Here is a 14,855-nt window from a genome sequence, read left to right as displayed (position 1 = left end):
CGGGTCAGATGGGCTCGGTCAGGTGGGCAAGGTGCTCCTCGAGCTTGTCGAGGGAGGTGAGGAAGCCCGCGCGGGCTTCCGGCGAGCGCATCGGCTCGGGCACGTGGCGCTGCTCGATGACGACCTCGGTGCTGCCGTTGCCGAGGTCGGTGAGGGTGCTGGTCGTGTGCACACCGCTGGCCGGTTCGACCCAGGCGAGCCGTTCGGGCGGGACGACCTCGGTGAAGGTGGCGAGCATCTGGTGGCTGCCGTGCTCGCCGAGCATCAGGGTCTCGAACCGGCCACCGCTGCGCAGCTCGACGACGATGCCGTCGAGCGGGGTGGTCATCCCGCGCGGGCCCCAGAACTGCGCGAGCTCCGCGGGCTCGGTGAGACACCGCCACAGCAGCTCGCGCGGCGCTCGGAAGACCTTCCGGTAGACCAGCTGGTCGGCGCTCACTGTTCCCCGCCGTCCTGCAGACGGGCGAGGTGGGACTCCAGCCGGTCCATCCGCTCCGCCCACGCGCGCCGGCTCTCCTCCATCCACGACACGGCGGTCTCCAGCGCCCGCGGTTCCAGCCGGCACGGTCGGCTCTGCCGGTGCCGGCCGCGGCTGATCAGGCCGCACCGCTCGAGCACCCGGATGTGCTGCGAGACGGCCTGCATGGTCATGGCGTACGGCGCCGCCAGTTCCTTCACCGTCGCCTCGCCCTCGCTGAGCCGGGCCACGATGTCGCGCCGGGTGCGGTCGGCGAGCGCGGCGAACATGGCGTCGAGCCGCTGGTCGTCGACGGTGATCTCCATGGCGGTTATTCAAGCAGATGCTTTATCAAGCGTCTACTGGATGACTGACACGGAGCAGCGTCTGCAGGCATTCCTCAGAACGACGTGACGACGGCGATGCCGGGCCGGCGGCCGACCTCCGCGAGCGCAGCGGCGGCGTCATCGAGGGAGAGCCGGCGGGTGATCAGCGGCCGCGGGTCCAGTCGCCCGGCAGCGATCAGGCCAAGCAGCTCCGGATAGGCGTGCGCCGCCATGCCGTGGCTGCCGAGCACCTGCAGCTCCAGGCCGATCACGCGCTCCATCGGCACCTCGGGGCGGCCCTGCGCCGGCGGCAGCAGCCCCACCTGCACGTGCCGGCCGCGCGGGCGGAGGCTGCGGATCGAGTTGATGCAGGTGACGGCGGCACCGAGCGCGTCCAGCGAGACGTGGGCTCCCCCACCGGTCAGCTCGGCCACCGCCGCGGGCACGTCGGTGCCGCCGTCCAGGGCGTGCTCGGCCCCCAGCTGCCGGGCGAGGGCGAGCGCCCCCGGCGCCACGTCGACGGCGATCACGCGGGCGCCGGCCGCGGCGGCGATCTGCACGGCGGACAGCCCGACTCCGCCGCAGCCGTGCACCGCCACCCACTCGCCGGCCCGCACCCTTGCCACCTGCACGACCGCGCGGAAAGCCGTCGCGTACCGGCAGCCGAGCGCGGCGGCGGTGGACAGGTCGAGCTCCTCGGGGACGCCGACGAGATTGACGTCCGCGGCGTCCAGGGCCACGAACTCGGCGAGCGAGCCCCAGTGCGTGAAGCCGGGCTGCGTCTGCCTGGCGCACACCTGCTGCTCGCCGGAAGCGCACTGGGCGCACGTGCCGCAGGCATTCACGAACGGGACGGTCACCCGATCGCCGACCGACCAGTTGCGCACTCCGGTGCCGACCGCGGCGACGGCGCCGGCCAGCTCGTGGCCGGGCACGTGCGGCAGGACGACGTCGGGATCGTGGCCCTGCCAGGCGTGCCAGTCGCTGCGGCAGATCCCGCTCCCCCCCACCCGGACGACGACCCCTCCCGGCGGCGGCTCGGGAGCGGGCACGTCCCGGATCTCGAGCGGACCACCGAAGGAGTCGAAGACCAGCGCGCGCACGCCCCCAGCCTGCCCCACGGGCAGAGTCCACCCAGTGGGACGGGTGTTTCACGTGGGACAGCGTCGTCCTAGGATCAGCAGTGGCTCCTGAGAGGCAGCGCAAAGCACCTGGCTGGCTGCCCGGCAACCTCTACTCCGTCTGAGGTGCTCCAGGGGAAGAGCCGGCTGGACGACGCCCGTCGCCCGGCAAGGACGGAGTTCTCGCGCGCCGCGGGCCCTCCCGAGCGAGAGGTAGGCGGCGCATGAGCGATCCCCAGAGCTGGAGCTTCGAGACCCGGCAGATCCACGCCGGCACCAGCCCCGACCCGACCACCGGGGCCCGGGCCCTGCCGATCTACGCGACCACCGCGTACCAGTTCCGCGACACCCAGCACGCCGCCGACCTGTTCGCGCTGGCCGAGATGGGCAACATCTACACGCGGATCATGAACCCGACGCAGGACGCGCTCGAGCAACGTGTGGCGTCCCTGGAGGGCGGCGTCGCGGCGCTGGCGGTGTCCAGCGGACAGTCGGCCACGACCCTGGCCATCCTCAATGTCGCCGAGACCGGCGACCACGTCGTCGCATCGGCCTCGCTGTACGGCGGCACGTACAACCTGCTGCACCACTCGCTGCCCAAGCTGGGCGTCACGGTCTCCTTCGTCGAGAACGCCGACGACCCGGAGAACTGGCAGTCCCTGGTGCAGGACAACACCAAGGCGTTCTTCGGGGAGACCATCGGCAACCCGAAGGGCGACATCCTCGACATCGAGGCCGTGGCCGCGGTCGCGCACCGCAACGGGGTGCCGCTGATCGTCGACAACACCGTCGCGACGCCGTACCTGATCCGGCCGTTCGAGTTCGGCGCCGACGTCGTCGTCCACTCGGCGACCAAGTACCTCGGCGGCCACGGCACGGTGATCGCCGGCCTCATCGTCGACGGCGGCAGGTTCGACTGGGGCAGCGGAAAGTTCCCCGGCTTCACCACCCCCGATCCGACGTACAACGGCGTGGTCTACAAGGACCTCGGCGCGCCCGCCTACGCGCTGAAGGCCCGCGTGCAGCTGCTGCGCGACCTCGGCCCGGCGATCTCCCCGTTCAACGCGTTCCTCGTCGTCCAGGGCATCGAGACGCTGTCGCTGCGCATGGAGCGGCACGTGTCGAACACCGTGAAGGTGGCGGAGTTCCTGCAGGGCCACGACGAGGTCGACTCGGTCAACTACCCGGGCCTGCCCTCGTCCACCTGGCACGCGGCCCAGCAGAAGTACGCACCGAAGGGCGGCGGCGCGGTACTGACGTTCGAGCTGCACGGCGGCGTCGAGGCCGGCAAGAAGTTCGTCGAGGCCCTGGAGCTGCACAGCCACGTGGCGAACATCGGCGACGTCCGCAGCCTCGTCATCCACCCGGCCTCGACCACGCACTCCCAGCTGACCCCCGAGGAGCAGGCGACCACCGGCGTCACGCCCGGCCTGGTGCGCCTGGCCGTCGGCCTGGAGGGCATCGAGGACATCATCGCCGACCTCGAGGCGGGATTCCGCGCCGCCAAGTCGTCCTAGTCGCAGGGCAGCCTGAGATGGGCGGGTGGGTCGAGGGGGACCCGGCGGGGAACCGCCGGTTCCTCGACCTGCCCGGGCCCTTCCGCCCGGAGCGCGGCGGGGTCCTCCCGGGTGTGCGGGTCGCCTACGAGACGTGGGGAACGCCCGACGAGGACGGCGGGAACGCCGTCCTCGTCGAGCACGCGCTGACCGGCGACAGCCACGTCGTGGGGCCGCCCGGGCCCGGGCACGCCACCGGCGGCTGGTGGGACGGGCTCATCGGCCCGGGCCGGGCGCTGGACACCGACCGCTTCTTCGTCGTCTGCGCGAACGTGCTGGGCGGCTGCCAGGGGACGACGGGGCCGTCGTCCCGCGCCCCGGACGACGGCCCCTGGGGTGCCCGCTTCCCCGAGGTGACCGTCGGCGACCAGGTCCGCGTGGAGGCGGCGCTGGCCGACGCCCTCGGAATCGGCCGATGGGCCTGCGTCGTCGGCGGCTCCATGGGTGGCATGCGCGCGCTGGAGTGGGCGGTGGCGATGCCCGACCGCGTCGCCTCGCTGTTCTTCCTGGCGTCCGGGGCGGTGGCGACCGCCGACCAGATCGGCACCCAGACCACGCAGCAGGCGGCGATCCGGGCCGACCCCCGCTGGGCGGGCGGCGGCTACCCGCGCACCGACCCTCCGGTGGACGGGCTGGGCATCGCCCGCCGGATCGCGCACCTCACCTACCGCAGCGCCTACGAGCTCGGCGAGCGGTTCGGCTCGGAGGTACAGGACGACGGCCGCTTCGCCGTTGCGTCCTACCTGGACCACCACGCCGACAAGCTCGCCCGCCGGTTCGACGCCGGCAGCTACGTGCTGCTCACCGAGACGATGAACAGCTGGGACGTCGGCCGCGGCCGCGGCGGGGTGGCCGCGGCCCTGTCCCGGGTGACGGCGCGGGCGTTGGTGGCCGGGGTGGACAGCGACCGGCTCTATCCGCTGGAGCTCCAGCAGCAGGTCGCCGATGCACTCGGCGTCCCGCTGCAGGTGATCGCCTCCCCGTACGGGCACGACGGATTCCTGATCGAGGTGGACGCGGTCGGCGCCCTCCTCCACGGCCTGCTCACCCCCTGACCGTCGAGTCAGTAGCGTCCGGCGGCATGAGCTACGACGTCGCCGCCGTTCGGAACCGGTTCCCGGCGCTGCGGGCAGGCACTGCCCACTTCGACGGCCCCGGCGGCACGCAGGTGCCCGACTCCGTCGCGCGCGCCGTCGCCGACACCCTCACCTCGCCGATCGCGAACCGCGGACGGGTCACCGCGGCCGAGGTCACCGCCGACGACATCGTCACCGGCGCCCGCCAGGCGGTGGCGGACCTGCTGGGCGCCGATCCGCGCGGGATCGTCTTCGGCCGCAGCGCCACCCAGCTGACCTTCGACCTGGCCCGCACGCTGGCCGTCGGCTGGGGTCCCGGCGACGAGGTGGCCGTCTCCCGGCTCGACCACGACGCGAACGTCCGCCCCTGGGTGCGGGCCGCCGAGGCGGGAGGCGCGACCGTCCGCTGGATCGCGTTCGACCCCGCCACCGGCGAGCTGACCGCGGACGACGTCGCCGAGGTGCTGAACGAGCGCACGCGGCTGGTCGCCGTCACGGGCGCCTCGAACCTGATCGGCACCCGGCCGCCGGTCACGCAGATCGCCCGGCTCGTGCACGACGCCGGCGCCCTGCTGGCGGTGGACGGCGTGCACCTGACCGCGCACGCCCCGGTCGACGTCGCGGCGCTGGGCGCGGACTTCTTCACCTGCTCGCCGTACAAGTTCCTGGGGCCGCACTGCGGCGTGCTCGCGGCCGCGCCGTCCCTGCTCGAGACGCTCGCGCCGGCCAAGCTGCTGCCGTCGTCCGAGGAGGTGCCGGAGCGCTTCGAGCTCGGCACGCTCCCCTACGAGCTGCTCGCCGGAACCACCGCGGCCGTCGACTTCCTCGCCGACCTCACGACCGCCGACGGCACCCGCCGCGAGCGCGTGGTCGCATCGATGACCGCGCTGGAGGCGTACGAGGACGACCTGCGGGCGCACCTGGAGGCCGGGCTCGGCGCGCTGCCCGGCGTCCGGCTGTGGTCGCGCGCCGCGCACCGGACGCCCACGCTGCTGATGACCTTCGACGGGCACGACGCCGCCGACGCCTACCGCTTCCTCGCCGGGCGCGGCGTGAACGCGCCGGCCGGGTCGTTCTACGCGATCGAGGCCAGCCGCTGGCTGGGCCTCGGCGACACCGGCGGCCTGCGCGTCGGGCTCGCCCCCTACAGCGACCGGGACGACGTCGACCGGCTGCTCGCCGGTCTGCGGGAGTTCCTCGCCGTCCGCTGAGTCAGCTCATGTAGTCGCCCGGCACCGTGCCGGCCGGCGGCAGCGGGCGGCGGATCACCGGGCGCACCTTGCGGGCCGAGGCGAGCCGTTCGGTGTAGCTGGCCGCGTTGCCGCGGATGTGCGCGAGGTCGTCCTCGGTCGCCTGGCGGATCACCTTCGCGGGGACGCCTCCGACCACCGAGCCCGGCGGCACCTGGGTGCCCGGGGTGACGACGGCGCCGGCGGCGACGATCGAGCCCGAGCCGATGTGTGCGCCGTTCATGACGATGCTGCCCATGCCGACGAGGACGTCGTCGTCGACCCGCGCCCCGTGCAGGACGACGCGGTGGCCGACGGTCACCCCCTTGCCGACGAGCAGCGGGAAACCGGCATCGGAGTGCAGCGTGCAGCCGTCCTGGACGTTGGAGCCCTCGCCGATCTCGATGACGTCCGCGTCGGCCCGGGCGACGGCGCCGTACCAGATGCTGGAGTGGGGACCCATGGTCACCGCCCCGACCACGACCGCCGTCGGCGCCACGAAGGCCTGGTCGTCGATCCGGGGCTTCCCGAAGTCCAGTTCAGCGATGTAGTTGTCGTGTTGCACGCCGTCCTCCTCGTTGCGCGTCGTCGGCGCAGTCTGGCAGTCAGCCGCTGATCTCGGCGAGTGCTCGGGGAATCTCCGGCGGCAGTTCCCGCGCCAGGAAACCCAGCCGCCCGACCGAGGAGGACAGCCGCTCGCCGCAGCGGCCGTGCAGGAAGGCCGCCCAGACGGCGGCCTGTGCGGGGTCGGCCCCGCGAGCGAGCAGTCCGCCGGTGATTCCTGCGCGGACGTCGCCCGATCCGGACACCCCGAGGCCGGCCGCACCGCTGTCGTCGCGCCAGAGCCGGCCGTCGGGGGCAGCGACCCACGACGTGACCCCGCCCAGCCCCACGACGGCCTGCGCCCGCTCTGCGAGGTCCGCCGTCGCGCCTGCCGGGTCGTCGGCGAGGTCGTCCTCCTCGACGTGCAGCGCGTAGGCGAGCTCCATCGGGTTCGGGGTGAGCACCACCCGGCCGGCGAGGTGGTGGAGACACGCGTCGTCGGCAGTGACGCAGGCGAGGCCGAGCGCGTCCAGGGCCAGGGGGCCCTTCAGGTGCGGCAGCAAGCGCGCCCCGAACTCCTGGGTCACCTCCTTGTCGGCCATGCCCGGCCCGATGAGGACGGCGTCCGCGGCCTCGGCGAGGTCACGGACCGCGTCGGCGGCGTCGGCGCTGATGGCCCCGGCGTCGGTCTCCGGCAGCGACCGGACCAGCGCCTCCGGCAGAGCCGCCGCCGCGAAGGGCGCCACCGAGGCGACCGTGGCCACCTGCAGCTTTCCCGCGCCGGCGCGCATGGCGGCCTCGGCGGCGAGCAGCACCGCGCCGAGGGTCTCCGAGCTCCCGCCGATCACCAGGATCGAGCCGCGGGTGTTCTTGTCGCCGGTGGGCTCGGGGAGCTGCCACCCGCGCAGCACCTCCGGGGTGACGATCGTGGGGTCAGGGGCTGGGCGCGGCATCGGGCTCCTCGGTGACCTTCTCGTCGTCCAGGTGCTCGACCTCGTTGAACGCCGCCAGCTTGAGTTCCCCGGTGCCGTCGAGCTCGTAGCGGGTGAGCGACGCGTTGGCGACCTGCTCCTCCTTGTCGACGGCGAGCAGCTCCTGCTCGGTCAGCTCCTCCAGCACGTACCGGAAGACCATGATCACCGCCTGGTGGGCGACCACGATGAGTCGCTCGCAGTCGTGCCGCAGTCCCTCGGTGGCCAGCAGGCTGCGGATGCGCAGGGCGACGTCCGCCCAGCTCTCACCGCCCGGCGGCCGGTAGTAGAACTTGCCGAGCAGGTCGCGCCGCCCCGCCTCGTCGGGGTACTGCTCCCGGATCCCGGCGCCGGTCATCCCGTCGAAGGCGCCGAAGTCACGCTCCCGCAGCCGCTCGTCGGTGCGCACCCGCACGTCGAGGCCGGCGGTGGCCAGCTGCGCCGTCGTCAGCGCCCGGGCGAACGGGGAGCTCAGGGCGGCGGTCGGCCGCTCCTCCTCGGGCAGCTTGGCCAGCCAGCGGCCCAGCGCCTCGGCCTGCGACCGGCCATTGTCGGACAGGGGGACGTCGGGGTCGCGGATGTCGAGGTCCAATCGGCCCGCCCCCGCCTTCTGGGCGTTCGCGTCCGCGACGTTCCCCATGCTCTCGCCGTGCCGCACCAACCACAGCACGGACGGGCTCGGCTCCCGGTCGGCCACGCGCCACCTCCATCCGGCCGCACGCTGCGGCTCCCCCGACGCCGGGTAGCCCCACCACGCTCCCCCGAAACCGGCAGGATATCCGCGTGACCCTGCCGACCGACCTGCCGGTCATGGACTTCCCCGACCAGGCGGCCTTCGAGGCGTGGCTGGAGGCAGAACACGCGACCGCGCCCGGCGTGTACGTCAAGCTCGCCAAGAAGGGCGCAGGAGTTCCGTCGGTGACCTACGCGGAGCTGGTCGAGTCCTGCCTCTGCTTCGGCTGGATCGACGGGCGGTCCAACCGGCTGGACGAGCGCTTCTACCTGCAGCGGCTCACCCCGCGCCGCGCCCGCAGCGTCTGGTCGCAGAAGAACGTCGACGCCGTCGAGGCGCTGACCCTCGCGGGCCGGATGCGCCCCGCCGGGCTCGCGGCCGTCGACGCCGCCCGGGCCGACGGACGGTGGGAACGGGCGTACGCCGGCTCGGCGACGATCACCGTGCCGGACGACCTCGCCGCGGCGCTGGCCGAGGAGCCGGCCGCGCAGCAGCAGTTCGAGGCCCTCGACGGGGCCAATCGCTACGCCGTCCTCTGGCGGGTGCACACCGCCGCGTCCGACGCCACGCGGGCCAAGCGGATCGCCGCTCTCGTCCAGCTGCTCAAGGACGGGGGTCGCCTGCACTGAGAGAGGACCCCGTCCTCCTCACCCCTCGCAGGTTCGGGGCGAGCCTCTGGACGGGGCCTCAGCCGAGGCGGACGCCGAAGCGGAAACCGCGCTGGTCGACGCTGGTGACCGCGACCGGCGACCCGTAGGTCCGCGCGTGCACCATCATCCCGTTGCCGATGTAGAGGCCGACGTGGCTGATCGGTGTGTAGAAGAAGACCAGGTCCCCCGCCTGCAGTTCGCCTCGCGACACCTGGGTGCCCAGCTGCGACTGCGCGCCACTGGAGTGCGGCAGCGAGATGCCGGCCGCGGCGTAGGCGTAGGAGGTGAGGCCGGAGCAGTCGAAGGCGTCCGGGCCGGTGGCGCCGTACTCGTACCGGTCGCCGACCTGGGCCAACGCGGTGGCGATGGCCTCGCCGGCGGCGCCTGGAGGCATGGGGAGGTCCCGGGGCGCCTGCAGCGAGCGACCCGCCACGGCGGTCGTGACGGCGGTCTGCTCGGGAGCTGACAGCCGCCCGAAGGCTGCCTGGTAGTCGGCGATCTGCTTCTGGACCTCGGCCCGCTGGCCCTGGAGCTGCTCGAGGCCGGCCGTGGCCGTCGCGGCCGCCTGGTCGGCGGCGGCCTGTGCCAGCGTCGCGGCTTCCTGGGCCGCGGCGACCTCGGCGACGACCGAGTTGGTGTGCTCGGCGATCATGTCCAGCGTCGTCATCTGCTGCACGAGCTCGGTCGCCGACTCGCTGGTGAGGAACGCGGCGAAGCGGGACTGCGTCTTGCCGGTGTAGCCGCTCTGGGCGATCGCCCGCAGCTGCGGCTCGTAGGCGGCCAGCGCGGCCTGTGCGGCGGCGGCCTGCCCGGCGGCGGCCGCGGCCTCCTGCTGCTGGTTGGCGACGATCAGTTCCGCCTCGTGTATCTGCTCGTCGACGATGGTCAGCTGTTCGGCGGCTTTGCGGACGAGCTCGCTGGCCTCGGCCGCGGTCGCGGGAGCGGCGCCGGCGGAGGTCGGGGACAGGAGTCCGGTCGCGGCGGCGACGAGTGCCGCGCCCAGCGCCAGGGCGGCACGGGAACGGCGGCGAGTGGTCGTGCGGGTGAACTGCACCGTCGGCCTCCGTCTGCTGCGCCGGGCCCGGGGAAGGGGCCACATTCCATGCGCGTCGGAACGGACGGTAGGGATGTGCTGTCGACAAGTAGTGGAGGGCGCGCTGGTCATGTTCTGTGCATCGCCACGCCTGTCACAGGAGTATCGCCGCGCCCCATTCGTCACTCGCACCGGAATGGTGGAGGCGCTACAGACAAATGTGCGCCCAGAGCGCATTCCACTGACGGATTTGCACTCCGGGCGCACATGACCGCCGGCCGGTGCGGCTGGCGGTGGCCCCGCTGCAGGGTCCCGCCGCGAGCGTGCGAGCGGTGGGGGCAGGGGGGTCCTTCAGTTAGCCGGCGAGGGGCTCCTGGGCCTGGAGGCTCGTCACGGCGTCGAGGTCGCGCAGGATCGCGGCGAGCTCGTCGGCGGTCCACGGCTCGCAGCAGTCGCAGCCCCCCTCGCGGTAGGTGGCGAGGCCGAGAGCGCCCCCGGCCTGGTCCTCCTCGATCGCGAGGTGCCCGGCGGACGGGTGACGGTGGCAGGAGCAGCCCTGGGCACACAGGCCCAGACCCCAGCCGGAGATGACGACCGTGCGGCCGTCGTCCCGGACCTTGCCCACCTGGAAGACGGACGGCTTGCGACTCCTGGTCACGGAGTCCTCCCCTCGACAGTTCCGTTCGGAGGACGGAACCACTGTGCATGCGAAAAGGTGAAGCTGAACGTGATATCGGCAGATATCGCAGGGAACTGAATCCCTGAGTGCAAATCTGTCCGATTCCGGGGTGCAGCTGCGTCGCTCTCCCTGCACTCAGCGTATCCGCGTCAGCACGCGCCGTCGCCGTCAGTTTGTGTCATCGGTTCCGCGATTGTGTTGTCGCACATGCACCGCTCGGGGGCATCGGGCGGGAATGGAGTGACGGTTGGGATCAGCGTCCACAATCGGCCCGGGACGGACCGGTCCGCGATCAGCTCGCGGGGCTGACGCTGCTCATGTTGAAGTCCGGCACCCGCAGCGGCGGCATCGCGGCCCGGGTGAACCAGTCGTTCCACTCGCGCGGCAGGGTGCGCTCGGTCCGGCCGGCCTGCACGGTGCGGCCCAGCAGATCGACCGGCGACTCGTTGAACCGGAAGTTGTTGACCGCCCCGGTCACCTCGCCGTTCTCGACCAGGAAAACCCCGTCGCGGGTCAGTCCGGTCAGCAGCAGCGTCTGCGGGTCGACCTCGCGGATGTACCAGAGCGTCGTCAGCAGGAGCCCGCGCTCGGTCGCGGCGAGCATCTCCGCCTGCGTCGCGGTCGCGTTCGGGTCCTCGAGGATCAGGTTGTCGACGGCGGCCGTGGCCGGGGCCGTCGTCTTCAGCGCCCAGGCTCGCGGGCGGATCAGGTTGGCGAGGACGCCGTCGGAGATCCAGTCGACCGCGGGCGTGGCCATGCCGTTGTCGAACACCGAGGCCGACCCCGAGGATGCGCCCACCACCTGGAACGGCGCGGTCTCCAGGCCCGGCGCGGCGGGGTCGCTCCGCAGGGTGAGGGGCAGTGCGGCCAGCCGCTCGCCGATCCGGTTGCCGCCGCCCGGCCGGGCGAAGACGTTGCGGCCCTCGTCGGCGTCGCGGGCCTCCATCGTCCAGTAGAGGTAGATCATCAGGTCGCTGACGGCCGACGGCGGCAGCAGCGTCTCGTACCGTCCGGCGGGCAGGTCGATCCGGCGCTGCGACCAGCCCATCTTCCGCTGGACGTCGGCGGCGAGGTCGGCCACCGACACGTCCGCGAAGTCCCGTGTGCCGGTGCCGGCCCACACCGACCGGGAGAAGTCCGGGCTCTTGCCGTTGAGCTCGACCCGGCCGGTCGGCTGGTCGTGCCGCAGGCGCAGGCCGGTCGACGTCCCGAGGTACGTCGTCCGCATGGAGTGCTCGGCGAAGCCGAAGAGCAGTTCGTCGCGGTCGCGCGCCTCCCCGAACGCCTGGCCGAGCGCGGGGGCGAAGTCGCCGAACACCTCGATCGAGGTCCCGGCGGGCTCGGCGTCCCAGTCGCCGCCGCCCGCGGGCTCCTCGCTGATCAGCGGGACGGCGTCCTCGGCCGGTCCGGCGTCCCGCGCGGCCTGCTCGCTGGCCGCGACGAGCGCGGCGACGTCCGGCGTCCCCGTGCGCGCGACGGTGCCGCCAGCCAGACCCGCGCCGCCGTCGACGAAGGAGACGACGACGACGTGCCGCGAGCGCATGGCGCCGTTGGTCGTGAGGCTGTTGGCCGCCCAGCGGAGGTTGGCCTCGGAGCTGTCGGTGACGAAGGTGACCTGGCCGTCGGCCGTGGAAGCGGCCAGCGCCCGCTCCACGAGCTCCTGCGGGGTGCACGCACTCATCGGCCGGCCTCCTGGACGGTGTTCAGGATGGACACGTTCTCGAACAGCGCGGTCGGGCAGCCGTGGCTGACCGGTGCGACCTGGCCGGGCTGGGCCTTGCCGCAGTTGAACGCGCCACCGAGGACGTAGGTCTGCGGCCCACCGACGACGGACATGGAGCCCCAGAAGTCGGTGGTCGTCGCCTGGTAGGCGACGTCGCGGAGCTGGCCCGCGAGCCGGCCGCCCTCGATCTTGTAGAACCGCTGACCGGTGAACTGGAAGTTGTAGCGCTGCATGTCGATCGACCAGCTCTTGTCGCCGACGACGTAGATGCCGCGCTCGACGCCGCCGATGATCTCCTCCGTCGAGGGCCCGTCGGGGGCGGGCTGCAGCGAGACGTTCGCCATCCGCTGCACCGGCACGTGGCTGGGCGAGTCGGCGAACGCGCAGCCGTTGGACCGCGGCATCCCCGTGTGCCGGGCGATGTTGCGGTCCACCTGGTACCCGACCAGGACGCCGTCCTTCACGATGTCCCACTGCTGGCCGGCGACGCCCTCGTCGTCCCAGCCGATCGTGGACAGCCCGTGCACGGCGGTCCGGTCGCCGGTGACGTTCATCAGCGGCGAGCCGTACTGCAGGGTGCCGAGCTTGTCGACGGTCGCGAACGACGTCCCGGCGTAGGCGGCCTCGTAGCCGAGCGCCCGGTCCAGCTCGGTCGCGTGCCCGATGGACTCGTGGATGGTGAGGAAGAGGTTCGTCGGGTCGACGACGAGGTCGTAGCGGCCGGCCTCCACCGAGGGGGCCTTCGTCTTCTCCCGCAGGAGTTCGGGCAGTTCCGACAACTCCCGAGGCCAGTCCCAGTTGCCGTCGGTCAGGTACTCCCAGCCCTTGCCGACGGGCGGGGCCAGGGTGCGCATGCTCTCGAACTGGCCGGTGGCACGGTCGACAGTGAGCGCGGTGAACTCCGGGTGGATGCGGACGCGCTGCTGGCGGGTGCGGGTGCCGGCGGTGTCGGCGTAGTACTTCTGCTCCTTCACGTGCATGCAGCTGCTCTGCACGTGCTCGACGCCGTCGGCCGCCATGAGCTGCTCGGACAGCTCGATGAGCAGCGCGCTCTTCTCGCTGTCGGGCACCTCGAACGGGTCGATCTCGTAGTCGGAGACCCACATCGCGTCGGCGTAGACCGGCTCGGGAGCGAGCTCCACGCGGTCGCTGTTGATCGCCGCGGAGACCTTGGCGACGGTCACGGCCTCCTCGGCCAGGCGGACGGCCTCGGCAGCCGTCAGGACGACGCCGGCCGCGAAGCCCCACGTGCCCTCGTGCACCACGCGGACGGCGAGCCCGAGGTCCTCGCCGTCGGTGAACGACTCGGGCCGGGCATCGCGCAGGCTGACCGTCTGGGTGTGGATGCGCTCGACCCGGAGGTCGGCGTGCTCGCAGCCGAGGTCGACCGCCCGGGTCAGCGCCGCGTCGGTCAGCGCCGCCAGCGGCAGGGCGAGGAACGTCTCGTCGACGGTGCGGGAGCGGAACACGGGCCCTGTCTACCAGCCGCCCGACAGGGGTACCCGGGCCCGCATGGCCGAGACCGGGGACGACGTCACGCTCACCTTCGGCGGCACCGCGACGATGCTGCTCCGGATCGGCTCGTTCACGCTGCTCACCGATCCGAACTTCCTGCACCGCGGGCAGCGGGCCCACCTGGGCTACGGCCTGCGCGCCAGGCGCCTGACCGAACCCGCCCTCCAGCCGACCCAGCTGCCGGCGCTCGACGGCATCCTGCTCAGCCACATGCACGGCGACCACCACGGCGACCACTGGGACCGCGTAGCCACGAGGTCGCTGCCCAAGGGCACCCCGGTCGTCACCACCCCCGAGGCGGCGAGGTGCCTCGCCGACCGGGGCTTCACGTCCACGTCGGACCTGCGGCCGTGGGAGAGCCACGAGTTCACCCGCGGCACGGACATGCTCCGGGTGACCTCGGTCCCGGGGGTGCACGGCCCCGGGCCGCTCGCCAGAGTGCTGCCGCAGGTGATGGGCAGCGTGGTCGAGCTCGTGCGGGGCGGGGACGTGTCCTGGCGGGGCTACATCAGCGGGGACACCCTCTACCGGCCGATCCTCGGTGAGGTGCTGGAGCGGTGCGGTCCCCTCGACGTGCTGATCCCCCACCTCGGCGGCACCAGGGTCCTCGGCATCACCGTCACGATGGACGCCCGGCAGGGCGCCGATCTCGTCGAGCTGCTCACGCCGCCGGTCACCGTGCCGGTGCACTACGACGACTACACCCGGTTCAGGAGCCCGCTCGGCGACTTCCTCGCCGAGGTCGGCCGACGGGAGCTCCCGGGGGAGCTGCGTCCCGTCGGCCGCGGCGAGACCATCTCGCTCCGGGCCTAGCGCTTCCTCAGAAGGCGTCGCCGGTGCGCCACGACATCTCCTGCAGGACGAGCCCGTTGCCGTCGGGGTCCTCGAGCGAGGCGTACCGGACCCCGCCGCCGACGTCCTGCAGCTCGCCCACCTCGACGCCGCGGCCGATCAGCTCGGCGCGGGCCTTCTCGATGTCCGTGACGACCAGGTGCAGCGCCCGGAGCGACCCGGGCTGCGCCTCGTAGGCGGACAGGCCGGTACCCAGGCCGATCGAGCAGGCCGATCCCGGCGGCGTCAGCTGCACCACCCGCACGCCGTCGGCCGGCTGGACGTCGACGTCGACGTCGAACCCGAGCTGCTCGGAGTAGAACGCCTTGGCCCGGTCGACATCGGTGACCGGGATCGGAACGAGTTCGAGCTTCATGTCCACGGAGGTGCTCCTCGGGTTGGTGCGGTCAGG

At 72.9% G+C, this 14,855-nt stretch carries 16 protein-coding genes and 1 riboswitch; of the genes, 5 read left to right on the top strand and 11 right to left on the bottom strand.

The window, feature by feature from the left end; translation table 11 throughout:
• Nucleotides 1–4: 4 nt before the first annotated feature.
• The 3 genes from E4P38_RS16260 to E4P38_RS16250 form a co-directional block, all read right to left on the bottom strand.
• Nucleotides 5–439 carry an SRPBCC domain-containing protein gene (locus tag E4P38_RS16260; protein WP_167760594.1) on the bottom strand — a complete coding sequence of 145 codons (435 nt, stop codon included), beginning with the start codon at nucleotides 437–439 and terminating at the stop codon, nucleotides 5–7.
• The gene (locus E4P38_RS16255; protein ID WP_135132992.1) at nucleotides 436–783 is read right to left on the bottom strand and encodes a metalloregulator ArsR/SmtB family transcription factor; all 348 of its coding nucleotides are present in this window, start codon (nucleotides 781–783) and stop codon (nucleotides 436–438) included. Before E4P38_RS16255 ends, E4P38_RS16260 begins: the two co-directional genes overlap by 4 nt.
• Before the next feature lie 74 nt (nucleotides 784–857).
• Complete coding sequence (locus tag E4P38_RS16250) at nucleotides 858–1,886, bottom strand: zinc-binding dehydrogenase (protein ID WP_135132991.1); 1,029 nt, start codon at nucleotides 1,884–1,886, stop codon at nucleotides 858–860.
• An 83-nt stretch (nucleotides 1,887–1,969) separates the two neighbouring features.
• A riboswitch (SAM riboswitch) is annotated at nucleotides 1,970–2,085 on the top strand.
• Nucleotides 2,086–2,128: 43 nt separating this feature from the next.
• On the opposite strand from E4P38_RS16250, the gene E4P38_RS16245 reads away from it, so the two are divergent.
• From E4P38_RS16245 to E4P38_RS16235, 3 genes are read left to right on the top strand one after another with little or no spacing between them, the layout of a single operon-like run.
• The gene (locus tag E4P38_RS16245) at nucleotides 2,129–3,421 is read left to right on the top strand and encodes a bifunctional o-acetylhomoserine/o-acetylserine sulfhydrylase (RefSeq protein WP_135132990.1); all 1,293 of its coding nucleotides are present in this window, start codon (nucleotides 2,129–2,131) and stop codon (nucleotides 3,419–3,421) included.
• Nucleotides 3,422–3,438: 17 nt separating this feature from the next.
• The gene (locus E4P38_RS16240) at nucleotides 3,439–4,515 is read left to right on the top strand and encodes a homoserine O-acetyltransferase (RefSeq protein WP_135132989.1); all 1,077 of its coding nucleotides are present in this window, start codon (nucleotides 3,439–3,441) and stop codon (nucleotides 4,513–4,515) included.
• Between the two features lie 26 nt (nucleotides 4,516–4,541).
• Complete coding sequence (locus tag E4P38_RS16235; RefSeq protein ID WP_135132988.1) at nucleotides 4,542–5,747, top strand: cysteine desulfurase-like protein; 1,206 nt, start codon at nucleotides 4,542–4,544, stop codon at nucleotides 5,745–5,747.
• A gap of 1 nt (nucleotide 5,748) precedes the next feature.
• On the opposite strand, the gene E4P38_RS16230 is transcribed toward E4P38_RS16235, so the two are convergent.
• Genes E4P38_RS16230 through E4P38_RS16220 form a run of 3 tightly spaced genes read right to left on the bottom strand, consistent with a single transcriptional unit; the run spans nucleotide 5,749 to nucleotide 7,976 of the window.
• On the bottom strand, nucleotides 5,749–6,330 hold the full coding sequence (locus E4P38_RS16230; protein WP_209309144.1) for a gamma carbonic anhydrase family protein: 582 nt from the start codon (nucleotides 6,328–6,330) through the stop codon (nucleotides 5,749–5,751).
• A 40-nt stretch (nucleotides 6,331–6,370) separates the two neighbouring features.
• Entirely contained in the window at nucleotides 6,371–7,261 is an 891-nt protein-coding gene (locus E4P38_RS16225) for an NAD(P)H-hydrate dehydratase (protein ID WP_135132987.1), read from the bottom strand.
• Nucleotides 7,242–7,976: a histidine phosphatase family protein gene (locus E4P38_RS16220; RefSeq protein WP_245161077.1), complete on the bottom strand. Its 735-nt coding sequence runs from the start codon at nucleotides 7,974–7,976 to the stop codon at nucleotides 7,242–7,244. The genes E4P38_RS16225 and E4P38_RS16220 overlap by 20 nt, the downstream gene beginning before the upstream one ends.
• 86 nt (nucleotides 7,977–8,062) lie before the next feature.
• Here E4P38_RS16220 and E4P38_RS16215 point away from each other — a divergent pair, with 86 nt between their 5' ends.
• Complete coding sequence (locus E4P38_RS16215) at nucleotides 8,063–8,641, top strand: YdeI/OmpD-associated family protein (RefSeq protein ID WP_245161076.1); 579 nt, start codon at nucleotides 8,063–8,065, stop codon at nucleotides 8,639–8,641.
• A gap of 58 nt (nucleotides 8,642–8,699) precedes the next feature.
• On the opposite strand, the gene E4P38_RS16210 is transcribed toward E4P38_RS16215, so the two are convergent.
• From E4P38_RS16210 to E4P38_RS16195, 4 genes are all read right to left on the bottom strand, one after another.
• A complete protein-coding gene (locus tag E4P38_RS16210) occupies nucleotides 8,700–9,716 on the bottom strand; it encodes a C40 family peptidase (protein WP_245161075.1) in 1,017 nt (338 codons plus the stop codon).
• A 334-nt stretch (nucleotides 9,717–10,050) separates the two neighbouring features.
• Nucleotides 10,051–10,353 (bottom strand): hypothetical protein, encoded by a 303-nt coding sequence (locus tag E4P38_RS16205; protein WP_135132985.1) that lies wholly within the window; start codon nucleotides 10,351–10,353, stop codon nucleotides 10,051–10,053.
• 313 nt (nucleotides 10,354–10,666) lie between these two features.
• Nucleotides 10,667–12,055 carry a metallopeptidase TldD-related protein gene (locus tag E4P38_RS16200; protein ID WP_135132984.1) on the bottom strand — a complete coding sequence of 463 codons (1,389 nt, stop codon included), beginning with the start codon at nucleotides 12,053–12,055 and terminating at the stop codon, nucleotides 10,667–10,669.
• Entirely contained in the window at nucleotides 12,052–13,566 is a 1,515-nt protein-coding gene (locus E4P38_RS16195) for a TldD/PmbA family protein (protein ID WP_135132983.1), read from the bottom strand. Before E4P38_RS16195 ends, E4P38_RS16200 begins: the two co-directional genes overlap by 4 nt.
• Nucleotides 13,567–13,609: 43 nt before the next feature.
• Here E4P38_RS16195 and E4P38_RS16190 point away from each other — a divergent pair, with 43 nt between their 5' ends.
• On the top strand, nucleotides 13,610–14,425 hold the full coding sequence (locus E4P38_RS16190; protein ID WP_135132982.1) for an MBL fold metallo-hydrolase: 816 nt from the start codon (nucleotides 13,610–13,612) through the stop codon (nucleotides 14,423–14,425).
• A 7-nt stretch (nucleotides 14,426–14,432) separates the two neighbouring features.
• Here the strand turns inward: E4P38_RS16190 and E4P38_RS16185 are convergent, their stop codons facing one another.
• Nucleotides 14,433–14,819 (bottom strand): VOC family protein, encoded by a 387-nt coding sequence (locus E4P38_RS16185; protein WP_245161084.1) that lies wholly within the window; start codon nucleotides 14,817–14,819, stop codon nucleotides 14,433–14,435.
• Nucleotides 14,820–14,855 lie beyond the last annotated feature (36 nt).

It is taken from the genome of Blastococcus sp. CT_GayMR16 (assembly GCF_004570875.1).
Classification (GTDB): domain Bacteria; phylum Actinomycetota; class Actinomycetes; order Mycobacteriales; family Geodermatophilaceae; genus Blastococcus_B.
The sequence above is the reverse complement of the archived record's forward strand: the minus strand, read 5'-3'. Positions and strand labels throughout refer to the sequence as shown.

Coding starts and splice junctions, on each gene's coding strand:
- E4P38_RS16255 (WP_135132992.1), bottom strand. CDS start 783: ATGGAGATCACCGTCGACGACCAGCGGCTCGACGCCATGTTCGCCGCG.
- E4P38_RS16245 (WP_135132990.1), top strand. CDS start 2,129: ATGAGCGATCCCCAGAGCTGGAGCTTCGAGACCCGGCAGATCCACGCC.
- E4P38_RS16240 (WP_135132989.1), top strand. CDS start 3,439: ATGGGCGGGTGGGTCGAGGGGGACCCGGCGGGGAACCGCCGGTTCCTC.
- E4P38_RS16235 (WP_135132988.1), top strand. CDS start 4,542: ATGAGCTACGACGTCGCCGCCGTTCGGAACCGGTTCCCGGCGCTGCGG.
- E4P38_RS16225 (WP_135132987.1), bottom strand. CDS start 7,261: ATGCCGCGCCCAGCCCCTGACCCCACGATCGTCACCCCGGAGGTGCTG.
- E4P38_RS16200 (WP_135132984.1), bottom strand. CDS start 12,055: ATGAGTGCGTGCACCCCGCAGGAGCTCGTGGAGCGGGCGCTGGCCGCT.
- E4P38_RS16190 (WP_135132982.1), top strand. CDS start 13,610: ATGGCCGAGACCGGGGACGACGTCACGCTCACCTTCGGCGGCACCGCG.
- E4P38_RS16185 (WP_245161084.1), bottom strand. CDS start 14,819: ATGAAGCTCGAACTCGTTCCGATCCCGGTCACCGATGTCGACCGGGCC.